General features: G+C 72.9%; 12 protein-coding genes, 1 tRNA gene and 2 pseudogenes. 9 read left to right on the forward strand and 6 right to left on the reverse strand.

Translation table 11 applies throughout. The features are described 5' to 3' along the window. Positions 1 to 86 precede the first annotated feature (86 nt). From BLV02_RS08795 to BLV02_RS08805, 3 genes are all read right to left on the reverse strand, one after another. Positions 87 to 1,106: a beta-ketoacyl-ACP synthase III gene (locus tag BLV02_RS08795; RefSeq protein ID WP_069110873.1), complete on the reverse strand. Its 1,020-nt coding sequence runs from the start codon at positions 1,104 to 1,106 to the stop codon at positions 87 to 89. Between the two features lie 2 nt (positions 1,107 to 1,108). Then, positions 1,109 to 2,293 (reverse strand): acyltransferase domain-containing protein, encoded by a 1,185-nt coding sequence (locus BLV02_RS08800; RefSeq protein ID WP_069110872.1) that lies wholly within the window; start codon positions 2,291 to 2,293, stop codon positions 1,109 to 1,111. Positions 2,294 to 2,381: 88 nt separating this feature from the next. After that, complete coding sequence (locus tag BLV02_RS08805; RefSeq protein ID WP_069110871.1) at positions 2,382 to 3,581, reverse strand: PucR family transcriptional regulator; 1,200 nt, start codon at positions 3,579 to 3,581, stop codon at positions 2,382 to 2,384. Positions 3,582 to 3,705: 124 nt separating this feature from the next. On the opposite strand from BLV02_RS08805, the gene BLV02_RS08810 reads away from it, so the two are divergent. From BLV02_RS08810 to BLV02_RS08825, 5 genes and pseudogenes are all read left to right on the forward strand, one after another. Then, on the forward strand, positions 3,706 to 4,188 hold the full coding sequence (locus tag BLV02_RS08810) for a hypothetical protein (RefSeq protein ID WP_141711519.1): 483 nt from the start codon (positions 3,706 to 3,708) through the stop codon (positions 4,186 to 4,188). Further along, the gene (locus BLV02_RS08815) at positions 4,185 to 4,898 is read left to right on the forward strand and encodes a pirin family protein (protein WP_069110869.1); all 714 of its coding nucleotides are present in this window, start codon (positions 4,185 to 4,187) and stop codon (positions 4,896 to 4,898) included. The genes BLV02_RS08810 and BLV02_RS08815 overlap by 4 nt, the downstream gene beginning before the upstream one ends. 21 nt (positions 4,899 to 4,919) lie before the next feature. Continuing rightward, on the forward strand, positions 4,920 to 5,360 hold the full coding sequence (locus BLV02_RS08820) for an Rrf2 family transcriptional regulator (RefSeq protein WP_069110868.1): 441 nt from the start codon (positions 4,920 to 4,922) through the stop codon (positions 5,358 to 5,360). A gap of 174 nt (positions 5,361 to 5,534) precedes the next feature. Continuing rightward, positions 5,535 to 5,696: pseudogene (locus BLV02_RS38500) on the forward strand (MFS transporter); the annotation flags it as partial. A gap of 118 nt (positions 5,697 to 5,814) precedes the next feature. Then, positions 5,815 to 6,879: an MFS transporter gene (locus BLV02_RS08825; protein WP_253182571.1), complete on the forward strand. Its 1,065-nt coding sequence runs from the start codon at positions 5,815 to 5,817 to the stop codon at positions 6,877 to 6,879. A 27-nt stretch (positions 6,880 to 6,906) separates the two neighbouring features. Here BLV02_RS08825 and aceE read toward each other — a convergent pair whose 3' ends face one another. Then, positions 6,907 to 9,654, reverse strand: a complete 2,748-nt coding sequence (gene aceE / locus BLV02_RS08830; protein ID WP_069110867.1) for a pyruvate dehydrogenase (acetyl-transferring), homodimeric type — start codon at positions 9,652 to 9,654, stop codon at positions 6,907 to 6,909. Between the two features lie 237 nt (positions 9,655 to 9,891). Here aceE and BLV02_RS08835 point away from each other — a divergent pair, with 237 nt between their 5' ends. The 4 genes and pseudogenes from BLV02_RS08835 (at position 9,892) to BLV02_RS08850 (ending at position 11,416) form a co-directional block, all read left to right on the forward strand. Continuing rightward, complete coding sequence (locus tag BLV02_RS08835) at positions 9,892 to 10,326, forward strand: DUF3052 domain-containing protein (RefSeq protein ID WP_069110866.1); 435 nt, start codon at positions 9,892 to 9,894, stop codon at positions 10,324 to 10,326. Beyond that, positions 10,323 to 10,783: pseudogene (locus BLV02_RS38240) on the forward strand (peroxiredoxin). The gene BLV02_RS08835 and the pseudogene BLV02_RS38240 overlap by 4 nt, the downstream one beginning before the upstream one ends. A 58-nt stretch (positions 10,784 to 10,841) precedes the next feature. Continuing rightward, positions 10,842 to 11,288, forward strand: coding sequence for a hypothetical protein (locus BLV02_RS38245; RefSeq protein ID WP_143045052.1), 447 nt, complete (start codon positions 10,842 to 10,844; stop codon positions 11,286 to 11,288). A 56-nt stretch (positions 11,289 to 11,344) separates the two neighbouring features. Further along, positions 11,345 to 11,416 (forward strand) — tRNA-Val (locus tag BLV02_RS08850). Between the two features lie 97 nt (positions 11,417 to 11,513). Here the strand turns inward: BLV02_RS08850 and BLV02_RS08855 are convergent. Further along, positions 11,514 to 12,146 carry a LuxR C-terminal-related transcriptional regulator gene (locus tag BLV02_RS08855; protein WP_216094146.1) on the reverse strand — a complete coding sequence of 211 codons (633 nt, stop codon included), beginning with the start codon at positions 12,144 to 12,146 and terminating at the stop codon, positions 11,514 to 11,516. Then, entirely contained in the window at positions 12,134 to 13,237 is a 1,104-nt protein-coding gene (locus BLV02_RS08860) for a sensor histidine kinase (RefSeq protein WP_069110863.1), read from the reverse strand. Before BLV02_RS08860 ends, BLV02_RS08855 begins: the two co-directional genes overlap by 13 nt. Between the last annotated feature and the right edge of the window lie 123 nt (positions 13,238 to 13,360).

The following is a 13,360-nucleotide window of genomic DNA, read 5'->3' on the forward strand; positions in this document are numbered from 1 at the left end:
TGGTGTGGGTGATGCCTCGTGACCGATTCGTGGTCGGTGACGATGGTAGGTGCCCGCACGCCGTCGGGCGGGCACGCGGCGTGACGTCAGGGGATACGGATCACCTGACCGGCGTAAACCAGCCCCGCGCCGAAGCCGATGATGAGGGCGACGTCGCCGCTCTGGGCCTCGCCGTTCTCGAGCATGCGCTCGATGGCCAGCGGGATCGAGGCCGCCGACGTGTTGCCCTGGGTGGCGATGTCGCGCGCGATGGCGACCTTCTCGGGCAGCTTGAGCTGGCGCGCCATCGCGTCGGTGATGCGCATGTTGGCCTGGTGCGGCACGAACACGTCGAGGTCGTCGACGGTGACGCCGGCGGCGTCGAGCGCCTCCTGGGCCACCTTCGCCATCTCGTACGACGCCCACCGGAACACCGGGTTGCCCTGCATGACCAGGTGCGGCATCTCCGGCCCGGTCTCGCTGAACAGGGCGTCGCGCCAGTTCTCCTTCTGCCTGATGTGGTCGAGGTGCTGGCCGTCGGAGCCCCACACGACGGGGCCGATGCCGGCCTCGGCTGCGCCGGCGGCCGGTCCGACGACCGCGGCTCCGGCGCCGTCGGCGAACAGGAACGCCGTGCCCCGGTCGGTGCGGTCGGTGAGGTCGGACAGCCGCTCGACGCCGATGACGACGACGTGGCCGGCGGTGCCGACGCGCACCATGTCGGACGCCAGCGACAGCCCGTAGCAGAACCCGGCGCACGCGGCGGAGACGTCGAACGCGGCGGCCCGGTTGGTGCCCAGCTCGTAGGCGATCTGGGCGGCGGCCGACGGGGTCTGGAAGAGGTGCGTGACGGTGGAGACGATGACGCAGTCGACCTGCTCGGGCTGGATGCCGGCGTCGGCCAGCGCCTTCCGGGCGGCGGCGAGGCTCATCGAGATGACGGTCTCGTCTTCACCGGCCCAGCGGCGGCTCTCGATGCCGGAGCGGGTGCGGATCCACTCGTCGGAGGAGTCGATCTGCTCGACGATCTCGGCGTTGGTGACGACCCGGGTGGGCCGGTAGCCGCCGATGCCGAGGATGCGCGACGCACGCGGCTGCCGCTCGGCCTGGATCGTGAGTGCGCTCATGTTCACGCCACCGCCTCGGGGTGCAGCCGGACCAGGGGCTGGCCGGGGGCGACCGGATCGCCGTCCTCGACCAGCCATTCGATGATGGTGCCGCCGTGCCCGGCCGTGACCTCGACGGCGTCGCGCAGCGAGCTGACGGTGCCGACGGTGTCGCCGGCGGCCAGGTGGTCGCCGGTCTTGGCGCCGGCGGCGGCGAACGTGCCCTTGACCGGCGCGACGACGAGGCGCCACGTCGGGTTGGTGGCCAGCGGGCTGGGCTGGCCGCCGTGCTGCTCGACGAACGCGCGGGCGGCGTCGAGCTGGTCGGGCGTCTTCAGCGCGAACGTCTCGACGCCGGGCAGCGCGCGCCTGGCCAGGCCGGTCAGCGTGCCGGCCGGCGGCATCTCCAGCACGCCGGTGACGCCGAGGTCGGCCATGGCCTGCATGCAGAGGTCCCAGCGGACCGGGTTGGACACCTGGTCGACCAGGCGGTCGAGCACCTGGCGGCCGTCGTGGACGACCTGGCCGTCGCGGTTGGACAGCAGCAGCGTGCGGGGGTCGTGGGTGCTGATCGACTGCGCGTAGTGCCGCAGCCGCTTCACCGCCGACGCCATGTGCGTGGTGTGGAACGCACCGGCGACCGACAGCGCGCGCAGCCGGGCGCCCTGCGGCGGGTCGCCGGCCAGCGCCTCGAGCTGGGCGGCGGTGCCGGCGGCGACGACCTGGCCGGCGCCGTTGACGTTGGCGGGGGTGAGGCCGTGCCGCTGCAGCGTCGCGAGGACGTCGTCGGGGTCGCCGCCGAGGACGGCCGTCATGCCGGTGGACTCCTTCGCGGCCGCCTCGGCCATGCCCCGCCCGCGCTCGCGGACGAACACCATGGCCTGCTCGGCGGTGATGACGCGGACGGCGGCGGCCGCGGTGATCTCGCCGACACTGTGCCCGGCCGCCGCGCCCACCGCCGCGAAGCCGTCGGCCGGGTGCGGGAACAGCGCGAGCGCCGCGACCAGACCCGACGCCACCAGCAGCGGCTGGGCGATGGCGGTGTCGCGGATGGTGTCGGCGTCGGCCTCGGTGCCGTAGTGGGCGAGGTCCAGCCCGGCGACGGCGGACAGCCAGTCGATACGGGCGGCGAACGACGGGTCCTCCAGCCACGGCGTGAGGAACCCGGGCGTCTGGGACCCCTGACCGGGGGCGACGATCACAAGCACCCCTTTAGCCTCGCGGCTACCCGGGCGTAGAAGGGGTCGGCCGCTGTCACAAGGTCGTCCCACTAAGTTTGGGGGTTTCCCACAACCCTCACTCGATGACCGGCGGATTCATCCGGCCGAGCGACAGCGCGAGGCGCAGCGTGTAGGAGTCGCGGGGGTCGGTGGGGGTCAGCCCGACGACGTCGGTGACCCGCCGCAGCCGGTACCGGACGGTGTTCGGGTGGACGAACAGCAGCCGCGCCGCGGCCTCGACGGATGCGCCGGTCTCGAGGTATGCGGCCAGGGTCTCGAGGATGACCGGGCCGGCCTCGGCGATGGGCACGTAGAGCTCGGCGACGAGGTCGTTCAGCGCGTCCTGGTCGCCGGCGAGGGCCCGCTCGGGCAGCAGCGCACCGGCCGAGACTGGACGGGGCGCGTCGGGCCATCCGGCCGCCGCCAGCAGCCCCGTCACGGCGGGCCGGGCCGACGTCGCCGCCGAGACGAGGTCGGGCACCAGCGGCCCGACGACCACCGGGCCGGGGCCGAAGTGCGTGACGATGGCCGTGGCCGCCTGCATCGGGTCCTCGACCCGGCCGAGCACCGCGACCAGGCGGTCGCCCTGCCCGCCGGTGAGCACGTCGTACCCGGCGTGACGGGCCGAGCGGCGGATCTCGTCGGCCGACGTGCCGTCGTCGGGCCGCGGCCGGCCGATGATGACGACGACGCCGCTGGCGGCGGTCCAGCCCAGCGCGGACGCCCGCGACCGCACGTCCTCGTCGACCTCGCCGCGCAGCAGCGAGTCGACGACCGTCGCCTCCAGCCGGGCGTCCCAAGAGCCGCGCGCCTCGGCGTAGCGGGCGTAGACGTGCGCGGCGGAGAACGCGACCTCGCGGGAGTACCGCAGCACGCCCTCGCGGACGTCGCGCACGTCGTCGGGTCCGACGACGTCCTCGACGTTGTCCTCGACGACCTCTATCGCGACCCGGACGACCTCGACGGTCTGCTGCAGGCTGATCGAGCGGATGAGGTCGCGCGGCGCGGTGCCGAACACGTCCGCCGTCGGGGTGGGACGCGACTCGTCGGCGTTGCGGTACCAGTCGACGAACGCGGCGATGCCGGCCTGGATCACCAGGCCCACCCAGGACCGCTGCTCCGCGGGCATCGCGCGGTACCAGCTGAGGGTGTCTTCCATGCGGGCGATCGCCGCCGTGGCGAGCCGTCCGGTCGCGCGCTCCAGGAGGTGCACGGAGCGCTCGTGCCGGCTGGTGCCGTGGGCGCCGGGCAGCTCGGCGTCGGAGGTGGACCGCATGCTCGGCAGCGTACGCGGCCGGGGCCACACGGCGGTGGACCAGGGCCGCTGCCGTTGTGGTGACCGCACAATCGTGGCCGTCCGGCGTCGGGACCGGATCCGGCCGGGCACTAGGCTGCGGGCCATGTCGACCCCCACATCGCCCGGCGAGGGCGCACCCACCGACGTTCTGGGCCGCGCGCTGCGGTTGGTGAGTTTCGCCATGCTGGGCGGCGTCGTGGCCATCGCGATGGTGGCGATCTTCACCGTCGGCGACGAGCCGGGCACGGGCATCGACGCGTTCGGCCAGATCGTGGTGAGCGTGGTCTTCCTGGCCGCCGCGTTCCTCATCCCGCACCGCGTCGTCCGGCCGTGGCCGATCGGCGCCGAGCCCGACGAGGTGAAGGCGTCCGGCCAGCTGCGCAGCGCGGCCTTCATCAGCCTGGTCTTCGCCGAGCTGCCGACGCTGATCGGTCTGGTCAACTCCTTCGCCCGCGGGGTGTGGCTGCCGGTCGCCATCGGCGCCCTGTTCAGCGTCGCCGGGCTGCTGCTGACGGCGCCGACGGCGGCCCGCATGCGGGAGTGGCTGGCCCGCATGGAGTCGGCGGGCGCGCGCACCGGGCTGTGAGCGCCGAGGTCCGGCGGGCCGGCGACCGGTTCGTCACACCCGGCGACGGCGTGGTGTCGCGGCACTCGTTCTCGTTCGGGCCGCACTACGACCCGGGCAACGTCGGCTTCGGCCTGCTCGTGGTGGCCAACGACGACGTCGCGCGGCCGCACGGCGGGTACCCGGTGCACCCGCACCGCGACGTCGAGATCGTCACGTGGGTGCTGTCGGGCGCGCTGGCGCACGAGGACACCGCGGGGCACGGCGGCTCGCTGCTGCCGGGCGTCGTGCAGCGGATGAGCGCCGGCCGCGGCGTCCGCCACTCCGAGCTGGCCACCGGCGCGGGCGCGCGGTTCGTGCAGATGTGGGTGCCGCCGGGCGCGCCGGGCGCCGACCCGTCGTACGGGCAGGCCGACGTGACGGCGGACCTCGCCGGCGGCGGGCTGGTGCCGGTGGTCAGCGGGCTGCGACGGCACGCCGGCGACGTCGCCGTCGGCCTCGGGCAGCCGGCCGCCGCCCTGCACGTCGCGCGGCTACGCCCCGGCGACGCGGTGACGCTGCCGTCGGCGCCGTTCGTGCACGTCTACGTCACCCGCGGCGCCGCCGACGTCGAGACCGCGGGGCGCCTGGACGAGGGCGACGCCGTCCGGTTCACCGACGAGGGCGGCCGGACGGTGACCGCCCGCGGCGCCGCCGAGCTGCTCGTCTGGGAGATGCACGCGTCCAACTGAAACCGTGATAGTTTCAGTTTCATGGCCGTCAGTACACGCACCGCGGTGGCGGCGCACGCCCTCACGTTCCTGGCCCGGTGGGACGGCGAGGGCTGGCAGCCGTCGGCGAAGATCGCCGACAGCCTGGAGAGCAACCCGGTCCTGGTCCGCCGGATCCTGGGCATGCTCCAGGCCAAGGGCCTGGTCGCCGCCGCCGAGGGCAGTGGCGGCGGCTGGCGGCTGTCCCGGCCGGCCGCGGAGATCACGCTGCTCGACGCCTACACCGCCGTCGAGGACGGCGCCGCGGTGCTGCCGACCCACGCGCATCCGCCCAGCCGGAGCTGCGCGATCGGGCGCCACATGCAGGCGCTGCTGGAGGAGGAGTTCGCGGCCGCGCAGCGTGCGATGGAGGACCGCCTGGCCCGGACGACGATCGCCGACCTGCACCGCCAGATCATGCGCCGCGACGCCGTCAGCGCCTGAACCCCCGGCGGCCCCGCCGCGGCTTTCGCCTGCCCATAACTGTAATCGTCATGATGACAGTTGAGAGGAGTGCTCGTGACCACACCCACGCACCCGGCGGGCGGTGACGTGTCGCCGGCCCGCCTGCTGCTCGTGCTCGTCCCGGCGATGCTGCTGATCCCCGTCGCCGCCGACATGGTCTCGCTGGTCCTGCCGCGCATCGGCGACGAGTTCGGTGCGTCGACGCCGCAGACGGCCTGGGTGGTGACCGGGTTCCTGCTCGCCTGCGCCGTCGGCATCCCGATCTACGGCCGGATGGCCGACCGGTTCGGCCTGCGCCGGCTGTTCGTCGTCGCGCTGGCCGTGTTCGGCGCCGGGAACCTCATCAGCGCGGTGGCGACCGGCCTGGTCGCGATCGTGGCCGGGGCGGGTCGTCGCAGGCGCCGGCGGGGCCGCGCTCCCGGTGCTGGTGATCGTGGCCGCCACCCGGCTGCTGCCGCCGGACCGGGCCGCGATGGGCGTGGGCATCATCGGCGGGGCGGCCGGCCTGGGCACGGCGCTGGGCCCGGCCATCGGCGGCGGCATCGGCCAGTCCTGGGGCTGGCGCGCGCTGTTCTGGTTGCTCGCGGCCGCGTCGATCGCGCTGATCCCGGCGGTCCGCCGCGTCGTCGCCGACACGCGGCCCGGCGACACCAGCCGCCTCGACGTGCCGGGCGGCATGCTGCTCGGCGCCGGGGCCGGCCTGCTGCTGTTCGGCACCACCCGGGCCGACGGCGCCGACGGGTTCGCCGCGCCCTCGTCCTGGGGAGCACTGCTGGCCGGTGCGCTGCTGGCGGCGCTGTTCGTCTGGCGGACCCGCACCGCGGCCGAGCCGTTCGTGCCGCCGTCGCTGTTCGCGCACCGCGGCTACCTCGCCGCGGTGACGGTGATCTTCCTGGCCATGGCGGTCAACCTCGCCGCCCTGGTGCTCGTGCCGCTCATGGTGATCGAGGTCGGCGGCCTCACCCCGGGCGAGGGTGCGCTGGTGATGATCCCCGGCGGCCTCGCCCTCGCCGTCGCGGCGCTGGTGGCCGGTCGCCTCGGCGCCCGCGGCGCCAACGAGGGCACCCTCGCGCTGGCCGGGCTGGTCCTCGTCGCCGCGGCGATGCTGTTCCTGTCCACCGTCGCCGCCGGAGCCGCCCCCTGGCTGGCCGGGGTGGCGGTCGCCGTGCTGGGTGCGGGGTTCGCGGTCGTCGTCACGCTGACGACCACCGCGATCGGCAGTCTGCTGCCGCCGGAGCAGGCCGGCGCCGGGGTCGGCGTCTTCCAGGGCGCCCAGTTCCTCGGCGCCGGCGCCGGCCCCGCCGTCTTCGGCGTCGTGCTGTCCGCCCGCGAGGGCACCGGCCGTCTCAACCCGCTCCACACCGGCCCGGCGGCCGCCTACTCCGACACGTTCCTCGTCCTGGCCCTGCTCGCCCTGGCCGCCATGATCGCCGCGCTCTGGCTGCGGCGTGCCCGGGCCGCGGCACCCTCCGTCAGCTCGGCGCGGGTGCCCGGGTGAGCACCTGGACGGCGACCGGCTGCCGCTCTAGGACTCGCCGCCCGCCTCCTGGGCGGTGGTGGCCTTGACGTCGTCGAGCTTGTAGCGGTCGTGCGCCTGCTTGACGGTCTCCCAGGGGATCTCGCCGCGCCGCGCCAGCAGCGTCAGCACGCTGACGACGATGGACTGGGCGTCGACCTTGAAGTGGCGGCGCAGTGCCGCGCGGGTGTCGGACAGGCCGAAGCCGTCGGTGCCCAGCGACGAATAGTCGGACGGCACGTACGGCGCGATCTGGTCCTGCACCGCGCGCAGGTAGTCGCTGACGCCGACGACGGGGCCGCGGGCCTCGCGCAGGCGCGCCGTGACGTACGGGACGCGGGGCTCCTCGCCGGGGTGCATGAGGTTCCACTCGTCGGCGTCGAGGGCGTCGCGGCGGAGCTCATTCCACGACGTGACGGACCAGACGTCGGCCGCGACCTGCCACTCCTCGGCCAGCCGCTGCTGCGCCTCGAGCGCCCAGTTCATGCCGACGCCGGACGCGAGGATCTGCGCGTGCGGGACGTCGTCGCCGGGCGCCGTCTGCATGGGGTGGTAGAGGTACATGCCCTTGAGCAGGCCCTCGACGTCGAGGTTCTCGGGCTCGGCCGGCTGCACGTACGGCTCGTTGTAGATCGTCAGGTAGTAGTAGACGTTCTCGGACTGCTCGCCGTACATGCGGCGCAGGCCGTCCTTGATGATGTGCCCGATCTCGAACGCGAACGCCGGGTCGTAGTGCACGACCGCCGGGTTCGTCGACGCGAGCAGCACCGAGTGGCCGTCCTCGTGCTGCAGGCCCTCGCCGTTGAGCGTGGTGCGCCCCGCGGTGGCGCCGAGGACGAAGCCGCGGGCCAGCTGGTCGGCCGCGGCCCAGAAGCCGTCGCCGGTGCGCTGGAAGCCGAACATCGAGTAGAAGATGTACAGCGGGATCATCGGCTCGCCGTGGGTGGCGTACGACGTGGCCGCCGCCGTCCACGACGCCACCGAGCCGGCCTCGTTGATGCCCTCGTGCAGGATCTGCCCGTCCTTGGCCTCCTTGTAGGACAGGAACAGCTCGCGGTCGACGGGCGTGTAGTTCTGCCCGTGCGGCGAGTAGATCTTCAGCGTCGGGAACAGGGAGTCCATGCCGAAGGTGCGCGCTTCGTCGGGGATGACGGGCACCAGCCGCTTGCCGATCTCGGGGTCCTTCAGCAGGTCCTTCACCAGGCGTACCAGCGCCATGGTGGTGGCCACCGCCTGCTTGCCGGAGCCCCGCCTGGCGACCTCGTAGACCTTGTCGCCGGGCAGCACCAGCGGCTTCGCCGCAGTGCGGCGGTCGGGCAGGAAACCGCCCAGCTTCTGCCGCCGCTCCATCATGTAGGCGTGCTCGTCGGAGTCCTGGCCCGGGTGGAAGTACGGCGGGTGGTAGACGTCCTCGAGCGCGGAGTCGGGGATCTCCATGAAGAGGCGGTCGCGGAACAGCTTGAGGTCGTCGCCGGTCAGCTTCTTCATCTGGTGGGTGGCGTTGCGGGCCTCGAAGTGCGAGCCCAGCGTCCAGCCCTTGATGGTCTTGGCGAGGATGACGGTCGGCTGGCCGGTGTGCTCGGTGGCCGCCTTGTACGCCGCGTACAGCTTGCGGTAGTCGTGCCCGCCGCGCTTGAGCCCCCAGATCTCGTCGTCGGACATGTCCTCGACCATCTTGCGGGTGCGGGGGTCGCGGCCGAAGAAGTGCTCGCGGACGTACGCGCCGGACTCGGCCTTGTACGTCTGGTAGTCGCCGTCGGGCGTGACGTTCATGAGGTTGACCAGCGCGCCGTCGGTGTCGGCGGCCAGCAGCGGGTCCCACTCGCGGCCCCAGATGACCTTGATGACGTTCCAGCCGGCGCCGCGGAACAGCGCCTCCATCTCCTGGATGATCTTGCCGTTGCCGCGCACCGGGCCGTCGAGGCGCTGCAGGTTGCAGTTGACGACGAACGTGAGGTTGTCGAGCTCTTCACGGGCGGCCACGCCGATGGCGCCGATGGTCTCGGGCTCGTCCATCTCGCCGTCGCCCAGGAACGCCCACACGTGCTGCTGGCTGGTGTCCTTGACGCCGCGATGGTGCAGGTAGCGGTTGAACCGGGCCTGGTAGATGGCGTTCAGCGGGCCCAGGCCCATGGACACCGTCGGGAACTCCCAGAACTGCGGCATCAGCCGCGGGTGCGGGTACGACGGCAGCCCGCCGCCGAGGCCCGCGTGCGACAGCTCCTGCCGGAAGCCGTCGAGCTGGCTCTCCGACAGCCGGCCCTCGAGGAAGGCGCGGGCGTACATGCCGGGGGAGGCGTGGCCCTGGAAGTAGATCTGGTCGCCGCCGCCGGCGTGGTCCTTGCCGCGGAAGAAGTGGTTGAACCCGACCTCGTACAGCGCCGCCGACGACGCGTACGTCGAGATGTGCCCGCCGACGCCCACGCCCGGCCGCTGGGCGCGCTGCACCATCATGGCCGCGTTCCACCGGATATAGGCCCGGATGCGGCGTTCGACGAACTCGTCGCCCGGGAACCAGGGCTCCGCCTCGGGTGGGATGGTGTTGATGTAGTCGGTGTTGCGCAGGCTCGGGACGCCGACCTGCCGCTCCTGCGCGCGCTGCAGCAGCGCCAGCATCAGGTAGCGCGCGCGATTGCGTCCGCGCTGGTCGATGGCGGCGTCGAACGACTCCAGCCACTCCCGGGTCTCGTCGGCGTCGATGTCGGGGAGCTGGCTCGGAAGGCCGTTGATGATGATCGGCGAGCGGTCGGCAGCCACGACTGTCCCTTCGTGATGGTCACTGGTTCCTATCCTGCTCGCTCGGCGGCCGTACGTCACATTCGCATGCGCGGACGTCTTTCCAAGCGCGCTGAGCAGGGGCACCATAGGCCCGTTCGGGCAAGCGTGTCAGGCTTGGTCTGGCGGGTTCACTTGCGCGACGGCGCGTCCTTGGGTGGACTACAGCAAACGCGGAACGCAGGGGGCGGGCCGCGACGACTGCGAGGAGGACGATCGGTGGGCCAGATCGCGGGCCACTCGGAACAGAACGACGGGCCGGCCGCCAAGCTCGGCTTCCGTCCCAACCAGGTGGTCCTGGAGCTCGGCTGGGACGACGACTGCGATGACGATCTGCGCATCGACATCGAGGAAGTCACCGGCACCGAGCTGCTCGACGGCGAGTCCGGCGAGGTCGCCGACGTGGTGCTGCAGTGGTGGCGCGAGGACGACGGTGATCTCACCGACGCCCTCATCGGCGCGACCACCGACCTCGCGCCCGGCGGCGTGGTGTGGCTGCTGACCCCGAAAGTGGGCCGCGACGGCTCCGTCGAGGCCAGCGACATCGCCGACGCCGCGCTGACCGCCGGCCTGTCCACCACGTCCACCGTGTCGGCGGCCGATGACTGGTCCGGCACCAAACTGGTCGCTCCCAAGGGGTCGGCCCGCAAGTGAGCCTGGTCGGTGCCCCGGCACCGGACTTCGAACTGCCGGACCAGCACGGTTCGGCAGTCCGGCTCTCCTCGCTGCGCGGCCGGCCGGTCGTGCTGGCGTTCTTCCCGTTCGCGTTCACCGACGTGTGCACGGGCGAGCTGGCCGCCATCCGCGACTCCCTGATCCCCGCCGTCGGCGACACCGCGCACGTCGTCGCCGTCTCGTGCGACTCGATGTTCGCGCTGCGGGTCTTCGCCGACGGCGCCGGGCTGGATTTCCCGCTGTTGTCCGACTTCTGGCCACATGGGGCGGTTGCCGCGGCGTACGGTGTCCTCGATCACGACCGCGGCTGCGCGGTTCGGGGTACCTTCGTAGTGGACGCAGGGGGACCGTCCGCTGGGACGTCGTCAATTCGCTTCCCGATGCCCGGGACGTCGACGACTACCGGCGCGTGCTGGGTTCGCTCGGCGCGGCCTGACGGTCCGGGCGCCTCCGACGTCCGCGGTCCAGAACGACAGCAGGAAGGGAGCTCGCTCGTGCCGTGCTACCGCTGTGGCGCCCGTCAGTCCGACCCTGCCCGGGGGACGAACCTGTGGGTGCGCGGCGTCCGGGCCGATGAGCAGGTGCTGATCTGCCCCGACTGCCAGCAGAACAAGGGCTGGTCGACCGACCTCGACCACTGCTCGGTCTGCGGCGCCACCACGCTCGTGCGCCGGCTCGGCCACACCGTGTGCCGCTCCTGCGAGGCGTCGGCCACGGCCGAGTTCCTCGCCGTCGAAACCACCATGGACCGCGGCTTCGCCATCCGCATGCCCGGCCCCGGCCGGCACCGCCGCACCGACAGCCGCGACCTCTCCGCCGACGTCGCCAGCGCCATCGACCGCGTCCTCGGCCGGGCGCCGGCCAGACCCACGCAGTCGGCCATCGCCGACGCCCTCGCCGCGTCCGAACCACAGAAGGCGCCACCCGAAGGCGCCGCCTGACACCGATTTCGGCGTCCCGCGGTTCTCCCGATACCCTGACCCTTCGCACGACGACGGGGCGCATAGCTCAGCGGTAGAGCACTGGTCTTACAAACCAGGGGTCGTAGGTTCGAACCCTACTGCGCCCACGACACCTCGCCGTCGGCCAGGCGCGCGTGTGCGTGGGCCCGGGCGAGTGGCCTGGAAGGCCCAGCTGACGACCGGCGCGGCGCGGTCGGGCGGTCGCTATCTGCCGAGCCCGTCCTCCCGCACCCGCTCGCCGTACTGCCCGCGGTGGCGGATCGGGCGCCCGACGGTCGAGTACTTGCGCTTGACGCGCTCCAGGTGGGTGCGGACGGTTCCCGCCGCGATGCCGAGCAACCGGCCGACCGCGTCCAGCGTCATCCCGCGACCGTAGGCGACCAGCACCTCGCGTTCGCGCGGCGTCAGCCGAGGGCGGCCCGGCCGGTCGTCCCGGCCGAGCCAGAAGGCGTGATCCGCCGTGAGCGGGGACTCGCCGCGTGCGACCGCCCGCACGACCTCGGCCAGCGCGGTCAGGTTGGCCGACTTCTGCACGTAGGCGACAGCACCAGCCTCGGTCGTGGTCAGGATGTGCGACGGGTCGGGCACCACCGTGACGACGATGACGGTGCACCCCGCCGCCACCAGGGCGGATACGTTCTGCACCGGATCGCTGAAGTCCTCCAGGTTCAGGTCCAGCAGCACGATCCGCGCGGTTGCCGGCCGGCCGAGGAAGTCGTCCACCGTCGTCGCCGTCCGGACCAGCCTGATGTCGGGGACCCGGAACAGCCAGGTCGTCATCCCCTCCAGCAGCATCTGGTCGTTGTCGATGGCCGCGATGTCGATCACGGCTTCCACAGCACCTCCACCACCGTGCTCTCGCCGGGACTCGAGCTGACGGCGGCCGTGCCGCCCGCGTCGGTCACCGCGTCGCGCAGCTCCCGGACGAGACCGCAGCCGACGGTCGCCGTCGTTGGGTCGAAGCCGACGCCCCGGTCCACCACGGTGATGCGCACTCCGTCGCCCTCCCCGACCACCGAGAGCCAGGCCTCGTCCGTCCCGGCGTGTCTGACCACGTTGTTCAGCGCCTCCCGCGCGGCGCCGAGCAGCGCCGCGGCCACCCTCGGCGGCAGCTCGGCGGGCAGGTCGTGGAAGCGGGAGTTCACCCGCAGCCCGAGCGTCTGCTTGTCGCGCACCACGCCGGCGAGGTCGGCGGCGAAGTCTCCGGAGCCGCCACCCGCCGTGCCGGTCACCAGACCACGGAGGAAGTCCGCGTCGCGGGCACACAGCTCCCGCACCTCAGCGGCACGATGGTCCAGGCCACCGCGGGCGATCGTGGTGAGGGTGCTCAACACCGTCTGGTGTAGTCCGTCGTACTGCCGGAACCGCTCGTCGATGCGGGCCTGCGCGGCGGCCTCCCTGGCACGTGCCTCGATCGCCTCGGCGGTCGCTGTGTCGGTGGTGCGTGCCGACGCCCGCAGCCAGGTGGCGATCAGCCGCGCCAGGACCGCGAAGCCCAGCACCAGGAAGCAGGTCACCGCGATCGAGCTGAGCGCGTCCGGCGCCCGGTCGAGCCGCGGCCAGATGCCGACGAGGTACGACCCGCCGAGCACGAGCAGACCGTGGAACGCCACGCCGGCCGACGAGAACACCGCGGCGAGGACGCCCGATCCCATCGCGAACGGTACGACCCAGTCCGGCCCCGACGTGCAGGCGCCGTCGCACATCCGGGGCACAGTCACCAGCCAGCACGCCGCGAGCGCGACGTCACCGAGCACCCACGGCTGCGTGACGGTGTCGCGGCGCAGCGCCACGGCGTACAGCACCGCCGACCACGTCACGGCGATGAGATAGGCGACCGACGCATGGCCGGCGGCGAGGAACCCCTCGAGCTCGCCGACGGCGAGCACGGGCAGCAGCACGGCCAGCTGAGTGGCCCGCAGACACACCAGAGCCCTGATCAGGAGACGTTCGGTCCGGACCTGCGTGCCAACGGCGTTCGACGGTACCCACTGCGGCGGGTGCACCTCAGAGAGCCTGTCACAACCCCTTGACCCTGCGCTAGAGCCGAG

The sequence above is a fragment of the Jiangella alba genome (genome assembly GCF_900106035.1).
Lineage (GTDB): Bacteria > Actinomycetota > Actinomycetes > Jiangellales > Jiangellaceae > Jiangella > Jiangella alba.